The sequence below is a fragment of the Citrobacter sp. wls710 genome (assembly GCF_005281115.1).
Classification (GTDB): domain Bacteria; phylum Pseudomonadota; class Gammaproteobacteria; order Enterobacterales; family Enterobacteriaceae; genus Citrobacter; species Citrobacter werkmanii.
The window spans coordinates 89,835-114,482 of sequence record NZ_SZXD01000025.1 but is presented as its reverse complement, the minus strand read 5'-3'; the positions used below and the strand labels follow the sequence as shown (position 1 = coordinate 114,482).

General features: G+C 54.3%; 21 protein-coding genes. 18 read left to right on the top strand and 3 right to left on the bottom strand.

The genetic code is table 11. The annotated features are described in order from the left end of the window. Positions 1-50 precede the first annotated feature (50 nt). The gene (locus FDX14_RS08775) at positions 51-1,034 is read right to left on the bottom strand and encodes an autoinducer 2 ABC transporter substrate-binding protein (RefSeq protein WP_137349351.1); all 984 of its coding nucleotides are present in this window, start codon (positions 1,032-1,034) and stop codon (positions 51-53) included. A gap of 417 nt (positions 1,035-1,451) precedes the next feature. Here FDX14_RS08775 and FDX14_RS08770 point away from each other — a divergent pair, with 417 nt between their 5' ends. Both FDX14_RS08770 and FDX14_RS08765 read left to right on the top strand, forming a co-directional pair. Then, positions 1,452-2,090: a DUF1007 family protein gene (locus FDX14_RS08770; protein WP_079223151.1), complete on the top strand. Its 639-nt coding sequence runs from the start codon at positions 1,452-1,454 to the stop codon at positions 2,088-2,090. Further along, positions 2,081-3,061, top strand: coding sequence for a nickel/cobalt transporter (locus FDX14_RS08765; RefSeq protein WP_137349350.1), 981 nt, complete (start codon positions 2,081-2,083; stop codon positions 3,059-3,061). Before FDX14_RS08770 ends, FDX14_RS08765 begins: the two co-directional genes overlap by 10 nt. Positions 3,062-3,128: 67 nt before the next feature. Here the strand turns inward: FDX14_RS08765 and suhB are convergent, their stop codons facing one another. Next, positions 3,129-3,932, bottom strand: coding sequence for an inositol-1-monophosphatase (gene suhB / locus FDX14_RS08760; RefSeq protein ID WP_137349349.1), 804 nt, complete (start codon positions 3,930-3,932; stop codon positions 3,129-3,131). A gap of 118 nt (positions 3,933-4,050) precedes the next feature. On the opposite strand from suhB, the gene trmJ reads away from it, so the two are divergent. From trmJ to sseB, 11 genes are all read left to right on the top strand, one after another. Beyond that, entirely contained in the window at positions 4,051-4,782 is a 732-nt protein-coding gene (gene trmJ, locus FDX14_RS08755; protein ID WP_042306733.1) for a tRNA (cytosine(32)/uridine(32)-2'-O)-methyltransferase TrmJ, read from the top strand. A gap of 173 nt (positions 4,783-4,955) precedes the next feature. Continuing rightward, complete coding sequence (gene iscR / locus FDX14_RS08750; protein ID WP_003037674.1) at positions 4,956-5,447, top strand: Fe-S cluster assembly transcriptional regulator IscR; 492 nt, start codon at positions 4,956-4,958, stop codon at positions 5,445-5,447. Positions 5,448-5,689: 242 nt separating this feature from the next. Next, complete coding sequence (iscS, locus tag FDX14_RS08745) at positions 5,690-6,904, top strand: cysteine desulfurase (RefSeq protein WP_003835233.1); 1,215 nt, start codon at positions 5,690-5,692, stop codon at positions 6,902-6,904. Positions 6,905-6,930: 26 nt separating this feature from the next. Further along, positions 6,931-7,317, top strand: coding sequence for a Fe-S cluster assembly scaffold IscU (gene iscU, locus FDX14_RS08740; RefSeq protein ID WP_002913991.1), 387 nt, complete (start codon positions 6,931-6,933; stop codon positions 7,315-7,317). A 20-nt stretch (positions 7,318-7,337) separates the two neighbouring features. Beyond that, complete coding sequence (gene iscA, locus FDX14_RS08735) at positions 7,338-7,661, top strand: iron-sulfur cluster assembly protein IscA (RefSeq protein WP_003037681.1); 324 nt, start codon at positions 7,338-7,340, stop codon at positions 7,659-7,661. 74 nt (positions 7,662-7,735) lie between these two features. Next, on the top strand, positions 7,736-8,251 hold the full coding sequence (gene hscB / locus FDX14_RS08730) for a co-chaperone HscB (protein WP_042306735.1): 516 nt from the start codon (positions 7,736-7,738) through the stop codon (positions 8,249-8,251). Between the two features lie 15 nt (positions 8,252-8,266). Then, positions 8,267-10,117 carry a Fe-S protein assembly chaperone HscA gene (gene hscA / locus FDX14_RS08725; RefSeq protein WP_042306737.1) on the top strand — a complete coding sequence of 617 codons (1,851 nt, stop codon included), beginning with the start codon at positions 8,267-8,269 and terminating at the stop codon, positions 10,115-10,117. A 1-nt stretch (position 10,118) separates the two neighbouring features. Beyond that, positions 10,119-10,454, top strand: a complete 336-nt coding sequence (fdx, locus tag FDX14_RS08720; protein WP_003037690.1) for an ISC system 2Fe-2S type ferredoxin — start codon at positions 10,119-10,121, stop codon at positions 10,452-10,454. 11 nt (positions 10,455-10,465) lie between these two features. Next, positions 10,466-10,666 carry a Fe-S cluster assembly protein IscX gene (gene iscX / locus FDX14_RS08715; RefSeq protein ID WP_003037694.1) on the top strand — a complete coding sequence of 67 codons (201 nt, stop codon included), beginning with the start codon at positions 10,466-10,468 and terminating at the stop codon, positions 10,664-10,666. Between the two features lie 61 nt (positions 10,667-10,727). Then, positions 10,728-12,011, top strand: coding sequence for an aminopeptidase PepB (gene pepB / locus FDX14_RS08710; RefSeq protein ID WP_042306738.1), 1,284 nt, complete (start codon positions 10,728-10,730; stop codon positions 12,009-12,011). 70 nt (positions 12,012-12,081) lie between these two features. After that, positions 12,082-12,858: an enhanced serine sensitivity protein SseB gene (gene sseB, locus FDX14_RS08705; protein ID WP_042307197.1), complete on the top strand. Its 777-nt coding sequence runs from the start codon at positions 12,082-12,084 to the stop codon at positions 12,856-12,858. A gap of 233 nt (positions 12,859-13,091) precedes the next feature. Here sseB and sseA read toward each other — a convergent pair whose 3' ends face one another. Then, on the bottom strand, positions 13,092-13,943 hold the full coding sequence (gene sseA, locus FDX14_RS08700; RefSeq protein ID WP_137349348.1) for a 3-mercaptopyruvate sulfurtransferase: 852 nt from the start codon (positions 13,941-13,943) through the stop codon (positions 13,092-13,094). 206 nt (positions 13,944-14,149) lie between these two features. Between sseA and FDX14_RS08695 the strand changes: the two genes are divergently transcribed. From FDX14_RS08695 to rodZ, 5 genes are all read left to right on the top strand, one after another. Then, positions 14,150-19,084, top strand: coding sequence for an alpha-2-macroglobulin family protein (locus FDX14_RS08695; RefSeq protein WP_137349347.1), 4,935 nt, complete (start codon positions 14,150-14,152; stop codon positions 19,082-19,084). Next, entirely contained in the window at positions 19,085-21,397 is a 2,313-nt protein-coding gene (gene pbpC / locus FDX14_RS08690) for a peptidoglycan glycosyltransferase PbpC (protein ID WP_137349346.1), read from the top strand. It begins immediately after the preceding gene. 149 nt (positions 21,398-21,546) lie between these two features. Continuing rightward, the gene (gene ndk / locus FDX14_RS08685) at positions 21,547-21,978 is read left to right on the top strand and encodes a nucleoside-diphosphate kinase (RefSeq protein WP_003037710.1); all 432 of its coding nucleotides are present in this window, start codon (positions 21,547-21,549) and stop codon (positions 21,976-21,978) included. Between the two features lie 194 nt (positions 21,979-22,172). Further along, entirely contained in the window at positions 22,173-23,339 is a 1,167-nt protein-coding gene (rlmN, locus tag FDX14_RS08680) for a dual-specificity RNA methyltransferase RlmN (protein ID WP_003037713.1), read from the top strand. Between the two features lie 285 nt (positions 23,340-23,624). Beyond that, positions 23,625-24,623, top strand: coding sequence for a cytoskeleton protein RodZ (rodZ, locus tag FDX14_RS08675; protein WP_042306747.1), 999 nt, complete (start codon positions 23,625-23,627; stop codon positions 24,621-24,623). The last annotated feature ends 25 nt before the right edge of the window (positions 24,624-24,648 follow it).

Below are 24,648 nucleotides of genomic sequence, written 5' to 3'. Positions count from 1 at the left end.
AGCGCCGACCAGACGGTCGGCGTTAAGGTTCCCTGGTGTCGGCTAAAGCCTTAGAAACCGAGTGATTGTGCGTTGTCTTTGGTGACTTCGAGGATCTTGTTAAAGCGGATCACTTTCTTCTCCGTGTCGATATCGGCTTTCCCTAAACCATCGATATTCAGATCAGCGTTCACTTCTTTACCCTGCAACAGCTGATCGGCCACCGTTACCAGCGCATAGCCCGCGTCTTTTGGATCCCACAGCAGCGCTTTCTTAATATCACCGCGCATCAGGTAAGGTGCAGCCTGTGCTGGCATGGCGATCCCGACGACGGCGATTTTATCTTTGGCGCGTTTTTTCTGTACCGCCTGACCCGCACCGATAGGACCCAGCGAGCCAAAGCCGATAATGCCCTTCATCTGCGGATAGGTTTTCATCAGGTCCAGCGTGGTGGCGTAGGATTTATCGATGCTTTCCGCGACCGGCAGACGTGAAGTGACCTCGAACATCTCCGGATATTTTTCTTTCTGGTACTTAATTGCATAATCTGCCCACGCGTTATGCAGTGGGACCGTCAGCGAACCGACATAGATGGCATACCCGCCTTTGCCGCCCATGTTTTTTGCTAATTCATCGACGTTAGCCTGCGCATATTTTTCACTGTCGATGGTTTCGATATCCCACTGGCCAATCTGCTCGTCCGGGGATTCGTGCGTCAGCACCACGATGCCTTTGTCGCGCGCTTTTTTCAGCACCGGCTCAAGGACCTTGGCATCATTCGGCACCACGATGATTGCGTTAACATTTTTGGCGATCAGATCCTCAATGACTTTCACCTGCTGAGCCGGATCTGGCGTGGAAGGCCCGGTCTGGTAAGCATTCACATCCAATTTTTTTGCTGCTTCATTCACGCCGGTTTCCATGCGGTTAAACCATGGGATCCCGGTGACTTTGGCAACCACAGCAATTTCATATTTTTCCGCCGCAAAGGACGTGCCGGACAACATGCATGCAGAAACCAGGGTTGCACTGAGTAATGCGAGTTTGAATTTCATAGTTGTACCTTTCGTAGGGGGCAGGACATGTCACGGGGTGAAGTTAACTACGAATGGAAGAGGGAATGAATCATGAGTTTCATGAATGTGATCTATGCCCAGTATTGTGAATTTATGGAAAAATAATGGTTAAAAATTGGTTAAATTAAAGGGGTTTTATATCCATGGCAGCAAAGTTATTGTTAATGAATTATTAAAATGAAACCATAAATTAACAATTAATTATCATTTTGCGTAAATCGTGGTGGCGAGAAGGGATTTAGACGGGGGTTGCTGGAAAAAGAAATCTCGAAATTGAGAACTGAATCGATACCGGAAAAGGGTGCTCAACATTTTTTCGTTCAATGATATCCTCAGCACTCTTTCGCCAAACACACCATTATTTCTGGCGGCCTGGATTTTTATCGTGGAGAAGCCATGCAGCGCGTTAAACGCATCATTGTCACGTTGTTTCTTGCTGTCCTGTCTTTTGACGCAGGCGCTCATCCCCATAGCTTTATCCATTTGAAAACTGAGATCGTGAGCGAGAATAATCAGTTCGTGGCGCTGAAAATGCGCTGGACGATGGATGAAATCACCTCGGCTGATCTGCTTTACGATGCGGGGAATGCCAAACCTGGCTCGGAGATCTGGAAAAAACTGGCGGCGGAAGTGATGGCGAATGTGCTTGGGCAGCATTATTTCACCGAAGTGTGGCATGACGGGCAAAAGGTAAAGTTTAAAAACAGGCCGACGGAATACGGCATGGAACGGGAGGAACATCAGGCGGTGCTAACGTTCGTTTTACCATTAGCTGAACCGCAGCCGCTGAGTGGTCAAAAATATACCATTTCAACCTTCGATCCGACCTACTACGTTGATATGAGCTATGACCAGGACAGCGACGCCAGGCTAACGCAGGCCATTAGCCAGCAATGCCGACTCACTGTCCATACCCCGACGCCGAATGAACAAACGCTGAGCTTTGCCCAGTCGCTGGATAAAGAAGACGCCCCGCCGGAGGATATGGAGTTGGGTAAACAGTTCGCACAAACGGTAACGCTGCAATGTCAGTAGTTTATCAGCCACGCCCCGCCGGACGCCGCTGGCTCACGCTGTGGCCGCTGGCGCTATTTTTGTTGCTGGCGGCAGGCGGCATACTGTGGCTATGGCAGGTCTGGCCGCAGGTGATGATGAAAAGCATCGTCTGGCAGCGCGAAGTAAACCAACAGATGAGCGGATTGCTGAAAGCGGTTGCTGCCAGTCCGACCCAGGCAGGGGGATCGCTGCTACTGTTTAGTTTTCTCTATGGCGTCCTGCATGCGCTGGGGCCGGGTCATGGAAAAGTGGTGATTACTACCTGGCTTGCGACGCACCCGTCAAAACTCAAATCAAGTATCGGCCTGACGCTGGCGTCGTCTTTATTACAAGGACTGGTCGCGATTGGTCTGGTCGTTATCGTGCTCACCGTCTTGCAGTTACCTGCGCGACAGCTGCATATGAGCAGCTTCTGGCTGGAGAGAGGGAGCTATGTGCTGGTGGGCGTGTTAGGCCTACTGCTGTGCTGGCGGGCGCTGAAAAAACTGCGCTTATTGCTAAAACGGCCAACGTTTACTGCCTTCACACCTTACCATGAACATCACGACGGCTGTGGCTGCGGGCATCAGCATTTACCGCAGCCGGAACAGTTGCAAAGCGGTGATGACTGGCGCGCCCGGCTGATGATTATTCTGTCTATGGGGATGCGCCCATGCTCCGGGGCCATCATGGTGCTGCTGTTCAGCAAAGTGATTGGCGTCTTTAGCTGGGGCATGCCCTCGGCGCTGGCGATGGCGGCGGGAACTTCTTTGACGATTACGTCACTGGCTTTATTGGTACACAGTTTCCGCTCGCTGGCGGTAAGACTTAGCGGGCATAAAGCGCCGGTGCTGTGGCGACAGATTGGCTGGACAACGCTGGCATTAGCCGGTGGGGCGATATTGATTGCGGCGGCGGTGGTGATGTGGATGAGCGCGGTGCCGGTAGGCAGGGGATTAAGACCGTTTTAGATTAGTGAGCGGCAGGAATTGTAGGCCGGATAAGACGCGAAAGCGTCGCATCCGGCACCACAGCAGATTAACGCTTCAGCGCGTCGCTCAGTTCGTCACGCATGTTAGCCAGCATGGCTTTCACTACGCGCGGGTTACCTGCAACGATGTTGCCGGTTGTCATGTAGTTATGACCTCCGGTGAAGTCGCATACCAGGGCGCCAGCTTCACGAGCAATCAGCTCACCTGCGGCGAAATCCCACGGGCGCAGACCAATTTCGAAATAACCGTCAACGCGGGCTGCGGCAACGTAGGCCAGATCCAGCGCGGCAGAGCCGGTGCGGCGGAAGTCAGCGCATTCGGTAAACATGTTGCCAAGGATTTTCATGTAAGAAGCAGCGTGCTGTTTCGCTTTGAACGGGAAGCCGGTGGCAATGATGGTGCCGTCCAGATCGCGAGCCGTGCTGCCACGCAGACGGTAACCGTTAAGCTGAGCGCCTTGGCCGCGGGTTGCGGTGAACAGTTCATTACGCATTGGATCGTAAACAACGGCAACTTCAGTACGGCCTTTAATGCGTACTGCGATAGATACCGCGAAGTGCGGCAGACGTTTTACGAAGTTGGTAGTGCCATCCAGTGGATCGATAACCCATTGAACATCCAAATCTTCACCAACATGTTCACCGCTTTCTTCGGTGATGATGGTGTGCTGTGGGTAAGATTTGCGAATCGTTTCGATAATAATCGCTTCGGCGGCTTTATCGACGTTAGTCACGAAATCATTGCTGCCTTTCTGGCTGGTTTCTACAGAGTCTGGGGTTTCGTAGTGTTTGGCAATTACATTACCCGCCTTGCGCGCTGCGCGCACGGCGATGGTCAGCATCGGATGCATCGGTCTCTCTCACTGGATGTTAAAGAACGGGAAAACGGCGCAGAGTATAGCAGCGAGTTCGGAATATGTCTTCGTTTTATGATAATATGCCCGAATAATCTTTAGCCGAAGAAATACAATGCTGCAAAATATTCGAATTGTGCTGGTGGAAACCTCTCACACTGGCAACATGGGCTCTGTGGCCCGCGCAATGAAAACCATGGGTTTAACCAATCTGTGGCTGGTTAATCCACTGGTCAAACCGGACTCGCAGGCCATCGCCCTGGCGGCAGGTGCCAGCGATGTGATTGGCAGCGCGCAGATCGTCGATACTCTCGATGAAGCGCTGGCGGGTTGCAGTCTGGTGGTAGGCACCAGCGCGCGTTCCCGTACGTTGCCGTGGCCGATGCTGGACCCGCGCGAATGCGGCTTAAAAAGCGTCTCTGAAGCGGCGAATACGCCGGTGGCGCTGGTATTTGGCCGTGAACGCGTTGGCCTGACCAACGAAGAACTGCAAAAATGCCATTACCACGTCGCCATTGCCGCGAACCCGGAATACAGTTCGCTCAACCTGGCGATGGCGGTGCAGGTTATCTCTTATGAAGTCCGCATGGCCTGGCTGGCGACGCAGGAAGGTGATAAGACCGTCGAATACGAAGAAGCTGAGTATCCGCTGGTGGATGATTTAGAGCGTTTTTACGGTCATCTGGAACAAACGCTGCTGTCGACCGGATTTATTCGCGAAGGCCATCCGGGACAAGTGATGAACAAGCTGCGTCGTCTGTTTACGCGTGCGCGTCCTGAGAGTCAGGAGCTGAACATTTTGCGCGGAATTTTGGCGTCGATTGAACAGCAGAATAAAGGCAAGTAAGCGAAACGCCTCCTGCAAGTGAAAACGGCACTGAAGGTTAAATACCTGACTAAATTAGTCAAGTAAATAGTTGACTGATTTAGTCGGGAATGTCAGACTTGCCCCTGCTATGCAATACCCCCATTTTACAATAAAAAACCCCGGGCAGGGGCGAGTTTGAGGCTAAGTAAGACATGAGACTGACATCAAAAGGGCGTTACGCCGTGACCGCAATGTTGGACGTTGCGCTCAACTCCGAAACGGGCCCGGTACCGTTGGCTGATATTTCTGAACGTCAGGGAATTTCCCTGTCATATCTGGAGCAGCTGTTTTCCCGTTTGCGTAAAAACGGTCTGGTTTCAAGCGTACGTGGACCAGGCGGCGGGTATCTGCTGGGTAAAGATGCCGGGAGCATCGCAGTAGGTGAAGTCATTAGCGCTGTCGACGAGTCTGTAGATGCGACCCGTTGCCAGGGCAAAGGCGGTTGTCAGGGCGGCGATAAATGCCTGACCCACGCGCTGTGGCGCGATCTGAGCGATCGTCTGACCGGATTCCTCAACAACATTACGTTGGGCGAACTGGTGAATAATCAGGAAGTCCTGGATGTGTCTGGTCGCCAGCACACGCATGACGCTCCACGCACTAATCGTGCTCAAGACGCGATCGACGTTAAGTTGCGCGCATAATTTGCCCGTTATATTTCGTGCCGCAACTGCGTTGGCCGCACTTGCTCGCCCCAGTCACTTACTTGATGTAAGCTCCTGGGCACTCTCAAGTTTGCCGCCTTGCTGCAACACGAACTATTTAGGGCAAAGATAATAAGATATTAGAATCAGGCCGGGGTGTTCGACGCCCCGTTAACTCGGTCGTACATCCAGCCGGTTGCCTGGTTCCTTGCATTGAAGCGATGTACGGAGTTTATAGAGCAATGAAATTACCGATCTATCTCGATTACTCCGCAACCACGCCGGTGGACCCGCGTGTTGCCGAGAAAATGATGCAGTGTCTGACCCTGGACGGAAACTTTGGTAACCCAGCGTCTCGTTCACACCGTTTTGGCTGGCAGGCTGAAGAGGCGGTAGATATCGCCCGTAACCAGATTGCCGACCTCGTGGGCGCTGACCCGCGTGAAATCGTCTTTACCTCCGGTGCGACTGAATCCGATAACCTGGCGATTAAAGGTGCAGCCAACTTTTATCAGAAAAAAGGCAAGCACATCATCACCAGCAAAACCGAACACAAAGCCGTGCTGGATACCTGCCGTCAGCTGGAGCGCGAAGGGTTTGAAGTTACCTACCTCGCCCCGCAGCGTAACGGCATCATCGATCTTAAAGAACTTGAAGCGGCAATGCGTGACGACACCATCCTCGTGTCCATCATGCACGTGAACAACGAAATCGGCGTGGTGCAGGATATCGCGACTATCGGCGAAATGTGCCGTGCGCGCGGCATCATCTATCACGTTGACGCCACTCAGAGCGTGGGCAAACTGCCGATCGACCTGAGCCAGCTGAAAGTTGACCTGATGTCCTTCTCCGGCCACAAAATCTATGGCCCGAAAGGTATTGGCGCGCTGTACGTGCGTCGTAAACCGCGTATTCGTATTGAAGCGCAGATGCACGGCGGTGGTCACGAGCGCGGCATGCGTTCCGGTACTTTGCCTGTTCACCAGATCGTGGGCATGGGTGAAGCGTACCGTATCGCTAAAGAAGAGATGGAAACCGAGATGGCGCGTCTGCGCAGCCTGCGTAACCGCCTGTGGAACGGCGTGAAGGACATGGAAGAAGTGTACCTGAACGGCGATCTCGAACAGGGCGCACCGAACATTCTCAACGTCAGCTTCAACTTTGTTGAAGGCGAGTCGCTGATTATGGCGCTGAAAGACCTGGCGGTATCCTCCGGTTCTGCATGTACTTCAGCAAGCCTGGAGCCATCCTACGTGCTGCGCGCGCTGGGTATGACCGACGAGCTGGCACACAGCTCAATTCGTTTCTCTTTAGGTCGTTTCACTACCGAAGAAGAGATTGACTATGCCATCAATTTGGTTCGCAACTCCATTGGCCGTCTGCGCGACCTTTCTCCACTGTGGGAAATGTTCAAACAGGGCGTGGATTTGAACAGTATTGAATGGTCACATCACTAATTCGGCACCGATAAGGAGAATTCAACATGGCTTACAGCGAAAAAGTTATCGATCATTACGAGAATCCACGTAACGTGGGCTCTTTTGACAACAGCGACGAGAACGTGGGTAGCGGCATGGTCGGTGCACCAGCCTGTGGCGACGTGATGAAGTTGCAGATCAAAGTCAACAATGAGGGTATCATTGAAGACGCGCGTTTCAAGACTTACGGCTGCGGTTCCGCTATTGCCTCCAGTTCTCTGGTTACCGAATGGGTAAAAGGGAAATCTCTGGACGAAGCACAGGCGATTAAAAACACCGATATCGCCGACGAGCTTGAACTGCCACCGGTGAAAATTCACTGCTCTATCCTGGCTGAAGACGCGATTAAAGCCGCGATTGCGGATTACAAAAGCAAACGTGAAGCAAAATAATTAAGAGTTGAGGTTTTATTATGTCGATTACCTTAAGCGACAGTGCAGCAGCGCGTGTAAATACCTTCCTGGCAAACCGCGGTAAAGGGTTTGGTCTGCGTCTGGGCGTGAGAACCTCCGGCTGCTCAGGTATGGCCTATGTACTGGAATTTGTTGACGAGCCGGCGGCTGAAGATACCGTGTTTGAAGACAAAGGCGTTAAAGTTGTGGTCGACGGTAAGAGCCTGCAATTTCTCGACGGTACGCAGTTAGACTTCGTCAAAGAAGGTCTGAACGAAGGGTTTAAGTTCACTAACCCGAACGTGAAAGACGAATGTGGATGCGGCGAAAGCTTCCACGTATAACGCGCTCACCGATAACCCCACACGCATGATTTTACGTGTGGGGTTTGTTCTAACAGGCTACCCCTGAGATAGTTATGGATTACTTCACTCTCTTCGGATTACCCGCTCAATATCCTATTGATCTCCAGGCTCTGACGATCCGTTTTCAGGATCTCCAACGTCAGTATCATCCTGATAAATTCGCCAGCGGTTCTCAGGCGGAGCAACTTGCTGCGGTTTCGCAGTCCGCCACCATTAACCAGGCCTGGCAAACGCTGCGTCATCCCTTGATGCGCGCCGAATACTTATTGTCTTTACACGGCTTTGATATTCGCAATGAGCAGCACACAGTGCGTGATACCGCGTTCCTGATGGAGCAACTGGAGCTGCGGGAAGAGCTTGACGAGATTGAGCAGGCGAAAGACGAATCGCGACTGGAAAGCTTTATCCAGCGCGTGAAAAAAATGTTTGAAAGTCGCCATCAACTGATGGTTGAACAGCTGGATAACGAGATGTGGGACGCGGCGGCGGATACCGTGCGTAAGCTGCGTTTTCTCGATAAACTGCGAAGCAGTGCAGAACAACTCGAAGAAAAACTGCTCGATTTTTAATTTCCGGAAGCGAAAATGGCCTTATTACAAATTAGTGAGCCTGGTCTGAGCGCCGCGCCGCATCAGCGTCGTCTGGCGGTAGGCATCGATTTAGGCACCACCAACTCCCTGGTTGCGACTGTACGCAGCGGCCAGGCCGAAACGCTGGCAGACCACGAAGGTCGCCACCTGTTGCCGTCAGTGGTTCACTATCAGCCGCAGGGCTACTCTGTCGGTTACGATGCTCGCGCCAATGCCGCGCTTGACCCGGCCAATACCGTTAGTTCGGTAAAACGCATGATGGGCCGCTCTCTGGCGGATATCCAGGCGCGCTATCCGCATCAGCCTTATACATTTCAGGCCAGTGAAAACGGCCTGCCGATGATTGAAACCGCTGCCGGTTTACTTAATCCGGTGCGCGTATCCGCTGACATTCTGAAAGCGCTGGCCGCGCGGGCAACCGAATCGCTGTCCGGTGAACTGGACGGCGTCGTGATCACCGTTCCGGCATATTTTGACGATGCGCAGCGTCAGGGGACCAAAGACGCCGCGCGTCTGGCTGGCCTGCACGTATTACGTCTGCTGAATGAGCCGACCGCTGCGGCGATCGCTTATGGCCTGGACTCCGGTCAGGAAGGTGTGATCGCAGTCTATGACCTTGGCGGCGGTACCTTTGATATTTCTATTCTGCGCCTGAGCCGTGGCGTGTTCGAAGTGCTGGCGACCGGCGGTGATTCCGCACTCGGCGGTGATGATTTTGACCATCTGCTCGCCGATTACATTCGCGAGCAGGCGGGAGTTACCGATCGTAGCGACAACCGCGTACAGCGTGAACTGTTGGATGCCGCCATTGCGGCGAAAATTGCGCTCAGCGACGCCGATTCTGTGGCAGTTAACGTGGCGGGATGGCAGGGTGAAATCACCCGTGAAACCTTCAATGAACTTATTTCCGCACTGGTTAAGCGTACGCTGCTGGCCTGTCGTCGCGCGCTGAAAGATGCGGGTGTTGAGCCGCAGGATGTGTTGGAAGTGGTGATGGTCGGTGGTTCAACGCGCGTACCGCTGGTACGTGAACGCGTGGGTGAGTTTTTTGGCCGTACGCCGCTGACCTCTATTGACCCGGACAAAGTGGTCGCTATCGGTGCGGCAATCCAGGCGGATATTCTGGTCGGAAATAAACCGGACAGCGAAATGCTGCTGCTGGACGTCATCCCGCTGTCCCTGGGACTGGAAACCATGGGCGGCCTGGTGGAGAAAGTGATCCCGCGTAATACCACTATCCCGGTGGCGCGTGCGCAGGACTTTACCACCTTTAAAGACGGCCAGACCGCAATGTCCATCCACGTGATGCAAGGCGAGCGTGAGCTGGTGCAGGACTGCCGTTCACTGGCGCGTTTTGCGCTGCGCGGTATTCCGGCGCTGCCAGCAGGCGGCGCGCATATCCGCGTGACCTTCCAGGTGGATGCCGATGGGCTGCTGAGCGTCACCGCCATGGAGAAATCCACAGGCGTTGAGTCCTCAATCCAGGTTAAACCGTCCTACGGTCTGACTGACGGCGAAATCGCCTCCATGATTCAGGATTCGATGAGTTTTGCCGAGCAGGACGTCAAAGCCCGTATGCTGGCAGAACAGAAAGTCGAAGCGGCACGTGTACTGGAAAGTTTATCCGGTGCGCTGAACGCTGATGCCGCGCTGTTAAGCGCCGCAGAACGTCAGGCTATCGACACCGCCGCCGCGCACTTGAGCGAGGTTGCGCAGGGTGACGATGTTGACGCGATAGAACAAGCCATTAAAAACGTAGACAAACAAACCCAGGAATTCGCCGCTCGCCGCATGGACAAATCCGTCCGTAGCGCGCTGAAAGGCCATTCCGTGGACGAGGTTTAATATGCCAAAGATTGTTATTTTGCCTCATCAGGATCTCTGTCCCGATGGCGCAGTTCTGGAAGCTGAGACCGGCGAAACCATTCTCGACGTTGCCCTGCGTAACGGTATCGAAATTGAACACGCCTGTGAAAAATCCTGTGCCTGTACGACCTGTCACTGCATTGTACGTGAAGGTTTTGATTCTTTGCCGGAAAGCACGGAAGAAGAAGACGACATGCTGGATAAAGCCTGGGGTCTGGAGCCGGAAAGCCGTTTAAGCTGCCAGGCGCGGGTAACCGAGGACGATTTAGTGGTCGAAATCCCACGTTACACAATCAATCATGCACGTGAGCATTAACAGAGGGTAGTATGGGACTGAAGTGGACCGATAGCCGTGAAATCGGTGAAGCGCTGTACGATGCCTTCCCCGACCTTGATCCCAAGACCGTTCGTTTCACCGATCTGCACCAATGGATCTGTGACCTGGAAGAGTTCGATGATGATCCACAGGCATCGAACGAAAAAATCCTTGAGGCCATTTTGCTGGTCTGGCTGGACGAAGCCGAATAAGTCAACGGGCTGCCCACGGGTGGCCCGTTTTCCTGTATGCGCGAAAATAAGGATAAATAAAATGACAGAAGCCATGAAAATTACGCTTTCCACGCAACCTGCCGATGCCCGCTGGGGTGAAAAGGCAACATACAGCATTAATAATGAAGGCATTACCCTGCACCTGAACGGAAAAGATGACCTCGGTCTTATCCAGCGCGCCGCGCGTAAAATCGATGGCCTGGGTATTAAACACGTGCAACTGGACGGTGAAGGTTGGGATACCGAACGCAGTTGGGCTTTCTGGCAGGGTTATAAAGGACCAAAAGGCAGTCGCAAAGTTGAGTGGGCTGCCCTGGACGAAGCACAGCGCAAAGAGCTGGATAACCGTCTGAAGATTATTGACTGGGTGCGCGATACCATTAACGCCCCGGCGGAAGAACTGGGTCCGGAACAACTGGCGCAGCGCGCGGTCGACCTGCTGTGCGGGGTGGCCTGCGATAACGTCTCTTACCGCATCACCAAAGGTGAAGATCTGCGCGAGCAGAACTACATGGGACTGCATACCGTGGGGCGCGGTTCTGAGCGTCCTCCGGTGCTGCTGGCGCTGGACTACAATCCTACCGGTGATAAAGAAGCCCCGGTTTATGCTTGCCTGGTTGGTAAGGGAATTACCTTTGACTCCGGCGGTTACAGCATCAAGCAAAGCGCATTTATGGACTCAATGAAGTCCGATATGGGCGGTGCGGCAACGGTCACTGGCGCGCTGGCGTTTGCCATTACCCGTGGTCTGAACAAGCGTGTGAAACTGTACCTGTGCTGCGCGGATAACCTGATCAGCGGCAACGCCTTTAAACTGGGCGATATTATTCACTATCGCAACGGCAAAAAAGTTGAAGTGATGAATACCGATGCGGAAGGACGCTTGGTGCTGGCGGATGGTTTGATCGACGCCAGCGCGCAGAAACCGGAGCTGATTATTGATGCAGCTACGCTGACCGGTGCCGCGAAAACCGCCCTGGGTAACGATTATCACGCGTTGTTCAGCTTTGACGACAAGCTGGCTGCCCGTCTGCTGGCAAGCGCGGCACAAGAAAACGAGCCGTTCTGGCGTCTACCGTTGGCTGAGTTCCACCGTAGTCAGTTGCCATCTAACTTTGCTGAACTAAACAACACCGGTAGCGCGGCCTACCCGGCGGGTGCGAGCACGGCGGCGGGCTTCCTGTCCCATTTTGTGGAAAACTACCAGCAAGGCTGGCTGCACATCGACTGCTCTGCAACCTATCGCAAAGCGCCGGTTGAGCAGTGGTCTGCGGGCGCAACCGGTCTGGGTGTGCGCACCATCGCGAATCTGCTGACCGCATAATTCATGACTGTATTGCCGGATGGCGCGACGCTTATCCGGCCTACATGTATTCATCCAATTTGTGATCCTTATGACCGAAACAAAAAATGAATTAGAAACGTTGCTGGAACAAGCGGCGACAGAGCCTGCGCATCGACCGGCATTTTTCCGTACTTTACTTGAATCCACCGTTTGGGTGCCGGGTACTGCTGCAGAAGGCGAGGCGGTGGTTGAAGACAGCGCTCTCGATCTGCAGCACTGGGAAAAAGAAGACGGCACAACCGTGATCCCGTTCTTTACTTCCCTTGAGGCTTTGCAGCAGGCGGTTGAAGATGAGCAAGCATTTGTCGTTATGCCGGTGCGTACGTTGTTTGAAATGACGCTTGGTGAAACGCTGTTTCTCAACGCGAAACTGCCGACCGGCAAAGAGTTTATGCCTCGTGAAATCAGTCTGCTGATCGGTGAAGAGGGGAGTCCGCTAAGCACCCAGGAGGTTCTGGAAGGGGGGGAATCGCTGATCCTCTCTGAAGTCGCTGAACCGCCAGCGCAGATGATTGACTCGCTGACCACGCTGTTTAAAACCATCAAGCCGGTAAAACGTGCGTTTCTTTGCTCAATCAAAGAAAGTGCGGAAGCTCAGCCAAACCTGTTGATCGGGATTGAAGCTGACGGTGATATTGAAGAGATCATCCACGCTGCGGGCAGCGTCGCGACCGACACATTACCGGGCGATGAACCGATTGATATTTGCCAGGTGAAGAAAGGCGAGAAGGGTGTCAGCCACTTTATCACCGAGCATATCGCGCCGTTCTACGAACGCCGCTGGGGCGGCTTCCTGCGCGATTTTAAACAGAACCGGATTATCTGAGTAAAGGAAAGCCGCCCCGAAGGGCCACGGAGAATAATATCTCACGTTGTGAATAATTTCTCGGCTAACTAACTTGACTTTTACTCCCTTAAAAGGGAGTATTAAATCACTACGATGTGCCTGCGTTGCTATGGCAACACAGCCTGCCAGAAAGGCCGCGAACCGGACTGGCACAAAAAAACCGCTCAACTGAGCGGTTTTTTTGTCGGCGAAAAAGAAGGGTAAATCAGATTTTATTTAGCCTCAGTCGGTTCTACCGGTAAATCGTTGCGCGCTCCCCATTCGCTCCACGCCCCGTCATACAATGAGACGTTCGAAACATCCAGAGTGGCAAGCGCCAGTACCACCACGGCAGCCGTTACGCCGGAGCCGCAGCTGGCGATAATGGGGCGGTCAAAGCTCACGCCGTGGCTGAAGAAAATAGCATCCAGTTCGTCGGTAGTTTTCAGTTCGCCGTCACGAACCAGCTCTGTCCACGGTACGTTAAGCGCACCAGGCACATGACCACGCTTCAGACCAAGACGCGGCTCGTCAACTTCGGCATTAAAACGTGCAGCCGGGCGGGCATCGACGATCTGCGCCGTTTTTTCATGACTGGCCAGCAGCACATCAGTGACGCGCACCACGGCTTCAGGCGTAAATGCGGCGTTAAATTCGCCTTCGGGTAACTCCTCGTTTCCTTCCTGCAGCATTAGCTCATCGCGCTGCCAGCCAGCAAGACCGCCCGCCAGAATGGAGACATTCTCGACGCCAAAAGTCCGCAGCATCCACCATGCGCGGGGGGCGGAAAAAAGGTTGCCGTCATCGTAGACAACCAGATGTTTATCCTGATGAACACCCAATTCGCGCATCGCGACAGCGAAGGCTTCCGGGCGCGGCATCATGTGCGGCAACGGCGAGGTATGGTCAGAAAGCGCTTCAATATCAAAAAAAACGGCGCCAGGAATATGACCCGCACGATACTCCTCGCCAACATCGCGATCTTCCTGACCTGGAGGTGCCATCCGGGCATCAAGGATTTGTATTTCCGGGTCGTCAATGTGTTCGGCAAGCCAGTCGGCAGCGACAAAGAAGGCGGTGGTCATAGGCATCTCCATTTTTACCAGGTTTTGGCAAATTGTCGGACGTTTAGTGCAAAGCGACAAGTAAAAGAGGCTGATTTGGCAGGCGAATCCACATTAATCACGAAAATTAGGACAACGTTGTTCATTTACTGGCTTCCACAGCCAGAAAACTAACGCATAATAGTTGTTCTACGTAGCTAACGGGCCACTACGGCCAGGGATGAACAATGAAACATTTACGCGTAGCGGCCTGCATGCTGATGCTGGCACTTGTCGGGTGCGATAATAATAACGAAAAATCGACGACGGCTGCGAAGCCGGATGCACCTGCGCCGCAGACCGCGCCCGCAAAAGACAAGGCTCAGTTAGAAAAGCTGATGCAACAAAGTCAGGGCAAGTCGCTGACGCTGTTGGATGCCTCAGAGGTCCAACTCGACGGCGTAGCAACGCTCGTATTGACCTTCTCCATTCCCCTCGATCCGGAACAAGATTTTTCCCGTGTAGTGCACGTTGTCGATAAAAAAAGCGGCAAAGTCGATGGGGCGTGGGAACTGGCGCCAAACCTGAAAGAGCTACGCTTACGCCACCTCGAACCTAACCGGGAACTGGTGGTTACCATTGAGCGTGATTTACTGGCGCTGAATAAAGCGACGTTTGGCATCGATTATGAAAAAAACATCACCACGCGTGACGTCCAGCCGAGCGTAGGCTTCGCCAGTCGCGGTTCGCTACTGCCGGGAAAAGTGATTGAAGGGCTGCCGGTGATGGCGCTCAACGTTAACAGTGTGGATGTGAATTTTTATCGCGTGAAGCCAGAGTCGCTTGGCGCGTTCGTCAGCCAGTGGGAATACCGCAATTCGTTGTCGAACTGGGAATCCGATAATCTGCTGAAAATGGCGGAACTGGTCTATACCGGACGCTTTGATCTCAACCCTGCGCGTAACACGCGCGAAAAGCTATTGCTCCCGCTGAGCGAAATCAAACCGTTGCAGCAGGCCGGCGTTTACATCGCGGTGATGAATCAGGCCGGAAAATACAACTACAGTAATGCCGCGACGCTGTTTACGCTCAGCGATATTGGTGTATCGGCGCATCGCTACCACAATCAACTGGATGTCTTTACGCAGAGTCTGGAAAACGGCGCAGCGCAGCAGGGCATTGAAGTCACATTACTCAACGAAAAAGGGCAGACGCTGGCGCAAGCCACCAGCGACGCACAGGGTCATGTACAGCTTAAGACTGATAAAGAAGCTGCCTTATTGCTGGCCCGCAAAGACGGGCAGACCACGCTGCTTGACCTGAAACTTCCGGCGTTGGATCTGGCTGAGTTTGATATTGCCGGCGCGCCGGGATACAGCAAACAGTTCTTTATGTTTGGTCCGCGCGATCTCTATCGCCCCGGTGAAACGGTGATCCTCAATGGATTACTACGTGACAGCGACGGTAAAACGTTACCCGACCAGCCGGTGAAGCTGGAAGTCGTTAAGCCCGACGGACAGGTTTTACGCTCGGTTGTCAGCCAGCCGGAGAACGGTCTGTACCGCTTTAGCTGGCCGCTGGACAGCAGCGCGCCGACCGGGATGTGGCATATTCGCGCCAATACTGGCGACAACCAGACGCGGATGTGGGATTTCCACGTCGAAGATTTTATGCCAGAGCGGATGGCGCTCAATCTCACCGCCAGCAAAATGCCGGTAGCGCCAACTGATGAAGTGAAATTCTCGGTGGTGGGTTACTACCTGTACGGCGCGCCCGCCAACGGCAACGCGCTGCAAGGGCAGCTTTTCTTGCGGCCATTGCGCGAGGCGGTGCAGGCGTTGCCAGGGTTCCAGTTTGGTAATATTGCCGAAGAAAACCTTTCCCGCAGCCTTGATGAAGTTCAGCTCACGCTGGACGATCACGGTCGTGGCGAAGTGACCACCGCCAGCCAGTGGCAGGAGACGCACTCCCCGTTACAGGTGGTGTTGCAAGCCAGCCTGCTGGAGTCGGGTGGCCGCCCGGTGACGCGTCGGGTTGAGCAAGCCATCTGGCCTGCGGATACGCTGCCGGGGATTCGACCACAGTTTGCGGCGAAAGCCGTTTATGATTATCGCACTGACACCACGGTGAACCAGCCTATCGTCGATGAAGACAGCAATGCCGCTTTCGATATCGTTTATGCCGATGCACAAGGCGATAAAAAAGCGGTGTCCGGCTTGCAGGTGCGTTTGATCCGGGAACGTCGTGATTATTACTGGAACTGGACTGAAGGCGAGGGCTGGCAATCACAGTTTGATCAAAAAGATCTGATCGAAGGTGAGCAGACGCTGGATCTTAAGGCCGATGAAACCGGTAAAGTGAGCTTCCCGGTTGAGTGGGGTGCCTATCGTCTGGAAGTAAAAGCGCCGAATGATGCGGTGAGCAGCGTGCGCTTCTGGGCCGGTTATAGCTGGCAGGATAATAGCGACGGCAGTGGCTCTGTTCGTCCCGATCGTGTAACCCTGAAACTGGATAAACCCGGCTATCGTCCTGGCGATACCATGAAGCTGCATATTGCCGCCCCCGCGGCTGGCAAAGGTTATGCGATGGTGGAGTCCAGCGAAGGACCGCTGTGGTGGCAAGAAATAGACGTGCCTGCGAATGGCCTGGATCTCACTATTCCGGTCGATAAAACCTGGAATCGCCACGATTTGTATCTCAGTGCGCTGGTGGTTCGTCCTGGCGACAAATCCCGTTCGGCGACGCCAAAACGGGCGGTTGGGTTGCTGCATTTACCGTTGGGCGATGAAAATCGTCGTCTGGGACTGGCGCTGGAAAGTCCGGCGAAAATACGTCCAAATCAGCCGTTAACCGTCAAGATTAAAGCCAGCGTTAAAAATGGCGACGTGCCAAAGCAGGTTAACGTACTGGTCTCTGCCGTTGATAGCGGGGTGTTGAACATCACCGATTACGTCACGCCCGACCCATGGCAGGCGTTTTTCGGGCAAAAACGCTATGGCGCGGATATTTATGATATTTACGGTCAGGTTATCGAAGGGCAAGGTCGTCTGGCGGCGCTGCGCTTTGGTGGCGATGGCGATGAGTTAAAGCGTGGCGGTAAGCCTCCGGTCAATCACGTCAATATCGTGGCGCAACAGGCGTTGCCGGTCACGCTTAACGAGCAGGGCGAAGGTACGGTGACGTTACCGATTGGTGATTTCAACGGCGAGCTGCGGGTCATGGCGCAGGCCTGGACGGCGGATGACTTTGGCAGCAGCGAAAGCAAAGTGATTGTCGCCGCGCCGGTGATTGCTGAACTGAACATGCCGCGCTTTTTGGCCGGGGGAGATACTTCGCGCCTGACGCTGGACGTGACCAACCTGACCGATAAACCGCAGACGCTGAATATTAAGCTCGCGGCCAGTGGTTTACTGGAACTGATAGGGCAAGATCCTACGCCTGTGAATCTGGCGCCAGGCGTACGGACTACGCTGTTTATTCCGGTGCGCGCGCGGGAAGGCTTTGGCGAGGGCGACATTCAGGCGCAGATTAGCGGTCTGTCCCTGCCAGGGGAAACGCTGCCTGTGCAGCACAAACAGTGGAAGATTGGCGTGCGTCCGGCGTTTCCCGCGCAAACCGTCAATAATGGCATTGCGCTCCAGCCGGGGGCAACCTGGCAGCTGCCAGGCGAAGAGTTGGCTAATTTCTCTCCTGTGACAATGCAGGGGCAACTGCTGTTCAGCGGTAAGCCGCCGCTTAATCTGGCGCGCTACATCCGTGAACTGAAAGCTTACCCTTACGGTTGCCTTGAGCAAACGGCGAGCGGGTTGTTCCCTTCTTTATACACCAATGCCGCGCAACTGAAGGCATTAGGTATCGCGGGCGACAGTGATGAAAAACGCCGTGCGGCAGTAGAGATTGGCATCTCCCGTTTACTGCAAATGCAGCGCGATAACGGCGGTTTTGCGCTGTGGGATAAGAACGGATCAGAAGAGTACTGGCTGACCGCGTATGTAATGGATTTCCTCGTCCGTGCGAACGAACAAGGCTACAGCGTCCCGGTTGAGGTGATTAACCGGGGTAATGAGCGGCTGCTGCGTTATTTGCAGGATCCGGGGATGATGTCGATTCGTTATACTGATGACTCGTCTGCAAGCCGGTTTGCTGTACAGGCCTACGCCGCGCTGGTGCTGGCTCGTCAGCAAAAAGCCCCGCTTGGCGCACTGCGTGAAATCTGGGAGCGCCGCGCTCAGGCGGCTTCTGGTTTACCGCTGTTGCAACTGGGGATCGCGCTGAAAAACATGGGCGATGCTAATCGTAGTGAACAGGCGCTTACGTTGGCGCTGAATACTCCGCGTCGCGATGCACAGCAGTGGATGGCGGATTACGGCAGTCAGCTACGCGACAACGCGCTGATGCTGGCCTTGCTGGAAGAGAACAAGCTCAAACCTGAAGAGCAGAATACGTTGCTGAATACCTTGTCAGAACAGGCCTTTGGTCAGCGCTGGCTTTCTACTCAGGAAAATAATGCGTTGTTCCTTGCCGCACGTACGCTACAGGATTTACCTGGCACGTGGCAGGTGCAAACATCACTCTCTGAACAGCCGTTATCAGGTGAGAAATCGCAAACCCGGAATCTGGATGCCGACGAGCTGTCCACGCTGAGCGTCACGAATACCGGTAATCTGCCGCTGTGGCTGCGTCTGGATGTCAGCGGGTATCCGCAAACCTCACCCACGCCTGCCAGCAACGTCCTGCATATTGAACGTCAGATCCTGGGACTCGACGGGAGCAGCAAATCACTGGATTCTCTGCGCAGCGGCGAGCTGGTGCTGGTCTGGCTGGAGGTGAAAGCCAGCCAGAACGTGCCGGATGCGTTGGTCGTCGACTTACTGCCTGCCGGACTGGAGCTGGAAAACCAAAATCTGGCCAACGGCAGCGCCAGCCTGCAGGATAGCGGTAGCGAAGTGGCGAATCTGCTCAATCAGATGCAGCAGGCGGATATCCAGCATATTGAGTTCCGAGACGATCGCTTTGTTGCTGCGGTGGCGGTCAATGAAGGACAGCCGGTTACGCTGATGTACCTGGCGCGGGCAGTAACGCCGGGGACGTATCAGGTTCCCGTCCCACAGGTGGAATCAATGTATGTTCCACAGTGGCGGGCAACCGGTGCGGCAGAGGGGCTTTTGATTGTCAGACCGTAAATGATGCGCAGGTTGGGTAAACGCGGCTGCTGGCTCTGGCTGGCAGTCGTTGCGCTAGTGTTGGTGACGGCAATTTGGGCGGCAGATAAAATCTGGCCACTGCCGCTTCACGAGGTGGATCCCGCACGTGTCGTGGTGGCGTACGATGGTACGCCTCTCTGGCGCTTCGCCGACGCGGACGGTATCTGGCGTTATCCGGTGACGATTGATGAGGTATCACCCCGCTACCTTGAGGCCTTAATCAACTACGAAGACCGCTGGTTCTGGAAACATCCTGGCGTCAATCCATTTTCAGTGCTGCGCGCCGCATGGCAGGACCTCTCCTCAGGGCGTGTTGTTTCGGGCGGCAGTACGCTCACCATGCAGGTGGCACGTTTACTCGACCCCCACCCACGCACCTTTGGCGGCAAGTTTCGCCAGCTCTGGCGCGCTTTGCAGCTGGAATGGCATCTGTCCAAGCGCGACATTCTGACGCTGTATCTTAACCGTGCGCCGTTTGGCGGCACGTTGCAAGGTGTGGGCGCAGCAAGCTGGGCCTATCTTGGCAAATCGCCTGCACAACTGAGCTACTCCGACGCCGCACTGCTGGCTGTGCTGCCACAGGCGCCGAGTCGTCTGCGTCCGGACCGTTGGCCGGACCGCGCTGAAGCGGCGCGTAATAAAGTGCTCGAACGTATGGCAATTCAGGGCATTTGGCCCGCAAAACAGGTGCAGGAGTCACGCGAAGAGCCGGTCTGGCTGGCTCCCAGGCAGATGCCGCAGTTAGCGCCGTTATTTTCGCGCATGATGCTGGGAAAAAGCCGCAGCGACAAAATCGTGACAACCCTTGACGCCGGGTTGCAGCGGCAACTTGAAGAACTGGCGCAAAACTGGAAAGGGCGGTTACCGGCGCGTAGTTCGCTGGCGATGATTGTGGTCGATCATACCGATATGAGCGTGCGTGGCTGGGTGGGGTCAGTTGATATGAATGATGACTCCCGCTTTGGTCATGTGGATATGGTGAATGCGATCCGCTCACCGGGATCGGTGCTGAAGCCGTTTATCTATGGTCTGGCGCTGGATGACGGATTAATTCATCCCGCTTCGTTGTTGCAGGATGTACCACGGCGAACCGGTGATTATCGACCGGGGAATTTTGACAGTGGTTTTCACGGACCGGTAAGCATGAGTGAGGCGCTGGTACGTTCACTGAATTTACCCGCGGTCCAGGTACTGGAAGCCTATGGTCCGAAGCGTTTTGCCGCATCGTTACGTAACGTCGGTTTACCGTTATATCTGCCTGCAGGGGCTGCGCCGAATCTGTCGCTGATTTTGGGCGGTGCGGGGGCAAGGCTTGATGATATGGCGGCGGCTTATAGCGCCTTTGCCCGCCACGGGAAGGCGGGTAAACTGCGCCTGCAGCCGTCAGACCCGCTACTGGAGCGCCCGCTGATGTCGGCTGGTGCGGCGTGGATTATTCGCCGGATTATGGCTGACGAAGCACAACCGCTACCGGATAACGCACTGAGCAGAGTGGTTCCGCTGGCGTGGAAAACGGGCACCAGCTATGGCTATCGCGATGCGTGGGCGATTGGGATTAACGCCCGTTATGTGATTGGCATCTGGACCGGCAGGCCCGACGGTACGCCGGTGGTGGGGCAGTTTGGCTTTGCCAGCGCCGTACCGCTGCTCAATCAGGTCAACAATCTTCTGCTCTCTCGCGGGACGAATCAGCCGGAAGATCCTCGTCCTGAATCCGTTAGCCGCGGCGTGGTATGTTGGCCGGGCGGGCAATCTCTTGCGGCTGGAGACAGCAACTGTCGCCGCCGTCTGGCAACCTGGTTATTGGAAGGCAGTCAGCCGCCAACGCTGTTATTACCCGAGCAGGAAGGCGTTAACGGCATTCGTTTCCCTGTCTGGCTGGACGGCGAGGGCAAACGCGTGGCGGCGGATTGCCCACAGGCGCGCGAACAGACGCTTATCGTATGGCCGTTGCCGCTGGAGCCATGGCTGCCGGAATCAGAGCGCCGTGGGGCAAGATTACCGCCTGTTTCTGCCACATGTCCGCCGTTGGGGCAGGATCCCGCGTTACCGTTGCAGTTGACAGGTCTGCGCGATGGCGCGATTGTGAAGCGTTTACCTGGTTCTCCAGAGGCTTCATTGCCGGTGCAAACCAGCGGTGGAACAGGCGAGCGCTGGTGGTTTCTTAACGGACAACGTCTGGACGAGCGCGGGCGTCACCTGACGCTACGTCTGACGGTCAAAGGGGATTACCAACTGCTGGTGATGGATGACGCCGGACAGGTGGCGACGGTGAGATTTTCGTTGCAGTAGACCAGTTGCTGACTATTTGTTGCTAAAACTCATCTTATTTTAAAGAAATGTTACCTTCATCAATAGTCAATTGCCGGGATGCTCTTTATAATCCGCGCCAGGTCGTACATCTATATAGACAACAACAGAACATATTACAGAGGTTATCAATGGCTATTGAACGTACTTTTTCCATCATTAAACCAAACGCGGTGGCAAAAAACGTTATTGGGAGCATCTTTGCGCGCTTTGAAGCTGCAGGGTTCAAGATTGTCGGGACTAAAATGCTGCACCTGACCGTTGAGCAGGCGCGTGGCTTCTATGCTGAGCACGACGGCAAGCCGTTCTTTGACGGTTTGGTTGAATTCATGACCTCCGGTCCGATCGTTGTTTCAGTTCTGGAAAGCGAAAATGCCGTACAGCGTCATCGCGATCTGCTGGGCGCTACCAACCCGGCGAACGCGCTGGCCGGTACCCTGCGTGCCGACTACGCTGACAGCTTCACCGAGAACGGGACTCACGGTTCTGATTCCGTTGAATCTGCCGCTCGCGAAATCGCCTATTTCTTTGGTGAGGGCGAGGTTTGCCCGCGTACGCGCTAATCTCCTGCGTCTATAACGCCGTTGAGATGAATTAGCGATTTACATATTATTTTCGCTAATGCTTCGTGCAAACGTGGCATCCCTGCGCCAGACTTTGTACAATGCAACGCCCCGGAAGAGCAGACCGCTTGCCGGGGCGTTTCTTTTTAACCCTCCACGGGCCACAACGTGTAACAACGAGGCCGGAAAAAATTATGTCTGAATTAGTTAACACCTCTGAAGTCGTCATTCCTGCGGTTCCAAATAAAAATGGAAAAATTAACCTGCTGGATCTGAACCGTCAGCAAATGCGCGAATTCTTCAAAGAGATGGGCGAAAAGCCGTTTCGTGCCGATCAGGTCATGAAGTGGATGTACCACTATTGCAGCGACAACTTTGATGACATGACTGACATCAATAAGGTGCTGCGCAACAAGCTGAAAGAAGTCGCTGAAATTCGCGCCCCGGAAGTGGTGGAAGAGCAGCGTTCCTCTGACGGCACGATCAAATGGGCTATCGCGGTTGGCGATCAGCGCGTTGAAACTGTTTATATTCCTGAAGACGATCGCGCGACCCTGTGTGTTTCTTCACAGGTTGGTTGTGCATTAGAGTGTAAATTCTGCTCTACGGCGCAACAGGGATTTAACCGTAACCTGCGAGTGTCGGAAATCATTGGCCAGGTTTGGCGTGCGGCGAAAATCGTTGGCGCGGTCAAAGCAACGGGCGTACGTCCTATCACCAACGTGGTGATGATGGGGATGGGCGAGCCGCTGCTCAACCTGACTAACGTGGTGCCGGCGATGGAAATCATGCTGGATGACTTCGGTTTCGGGCTGTCCAAGCGTCGCGTTACGCTTTCCACCTCAGGGGTTGTACCTGCGTTGGATAAGCTGGGCGATATGATTGACGTCGCGCTGGCGATCTCTCTGCATGCGCCAAACGATGAAATTCGTGACGAAATTGTGCCTATCAACAAAAAGTACAATATCGAAACGTTCCTCGGGGCAGTACGTCGTTACCTGGAGAAATCCAACGCCAACCAGGGTCGTGTGACCATTGAGTATGTCATGTTGGATCACATCAATGACGGTACCGAACACGCGCATCAACTGGCTGAACTGCTGAAAGATACACCGTGTAAGATCAACCTGATCCCATGGAACCCGTTCCCTGGCGCACCGTATGGTCGTAGCTCTAACAGCCGTATCGATCGTTTCTCCAAAGTGTTGATGAGCTATGGTTTCACCACCATCGTGCGTAAAACACGTGGCGATGACATCGATGCAGCCTGCGGTCAATTGGCCGGCGATGTTATCGACCGTACCAAGCGTACTCTGCGCAAGCGTATGCAGGGTGATGCTATCGACATCAAAACCGTTTGATGTCGAGTGCACTACGGTATAATTCATGTACCGTAGTGCAATGTAAGCCAGATGAGGTTCTTTGGTTGTTGTCGTCAGGTCAATAATAACGGTGCGTTTTTGTCGACTTTAAGGCAGTATGTAACGGCGCAACAAGAGTTTAGCCCTCAGGTTTACGCTTTTTTGTCATTGGTAGTCTGACCGTTTTATACTGTCTGACGAAGGTTAACTGACCAGATGTTTCGCGGTGTGGGTGAGCATTGTGACTCGCCGGCGCCAGAACCCAAATTTACGCAGCTGTAGCGAATGAATACTGAAGCCACGCACGACAAAAATGAAGCACTCTCCACCGGCGTTCGTCTGCGCAATGCCCGTGAACAACTCGGATTCAGCCAGCAGGCAGTCGCGGAGCGACTGTGCCTGAAGGTCTCCACGGTACGCGATATTGAAGAAGATAAGGCACCAGCCGATCTCGCTTCAACATTCCTGCGTGGGTACATCCGTTCTTATGCGCGTCTGGTGCATATTCCTGAAGAAGAACTGTTGCCAGGGCTGGAAAAACAGGCTCCAATTCGTCCTGCTAAAGTCGCGCCGATGCAGAGCTTCTCGCTCGGTAAGCGTCGTAAAAAGCGCGATGGCTGGTTAATGACCTTCACCTGGCTGGTGCTGTTTGTCGTTGTCGGACTGACAGGGGCCTGGTGGTGGCAGAACCATAAAGCGCAGCAGGAAGAGATCAGCACCATGGCCGATCAATCTTCCGCTGAACTGAATGCCGGTAAAGACACTGCGCAGAATGTACCGTTAGATACCAGCGCCGCAGCAGGTCAGGAGACAACTCCGGCTGCGGGCGATGGCGTGGTGGCGGACGCAGCGCCAGCGACTGATGCCCCGACAGCCCCGGCACCAGCCGCGGATGCGCAACAGAACGCCGTAGTGGCGCCTTCTCAGGCTAACGTCGATACCGCAACCGCCGCGCCAACAGCGCCAGCGAATGCGGCACCGCTGCCGACTGACCAGGCGGGTGTGACTACCCCAGCAGCCGATCCTAACGCGCTGGTAATGAATTTTACCGCTGATTGCTGGCTGGAAGTGACCGATGCGACCGGTAAAAAACTGTTCAGCGGTATGCAGCGTAAAGACGGCAATCTCAATCTGACCGGTCAGGCGCCGTACAAACTGAAAATTGGCGCTCCGGCGGCAGTGCAGATTCAGTTCCAGGGGAAACCTGTCGATCTGAGTCGTTTTATCAGAACTAACCAGGTTGCACGTCTGACCGTTAATGCCGAACAATCACCGGCTCAGTAACAGACGGCAATGCGGGAGATTTTTT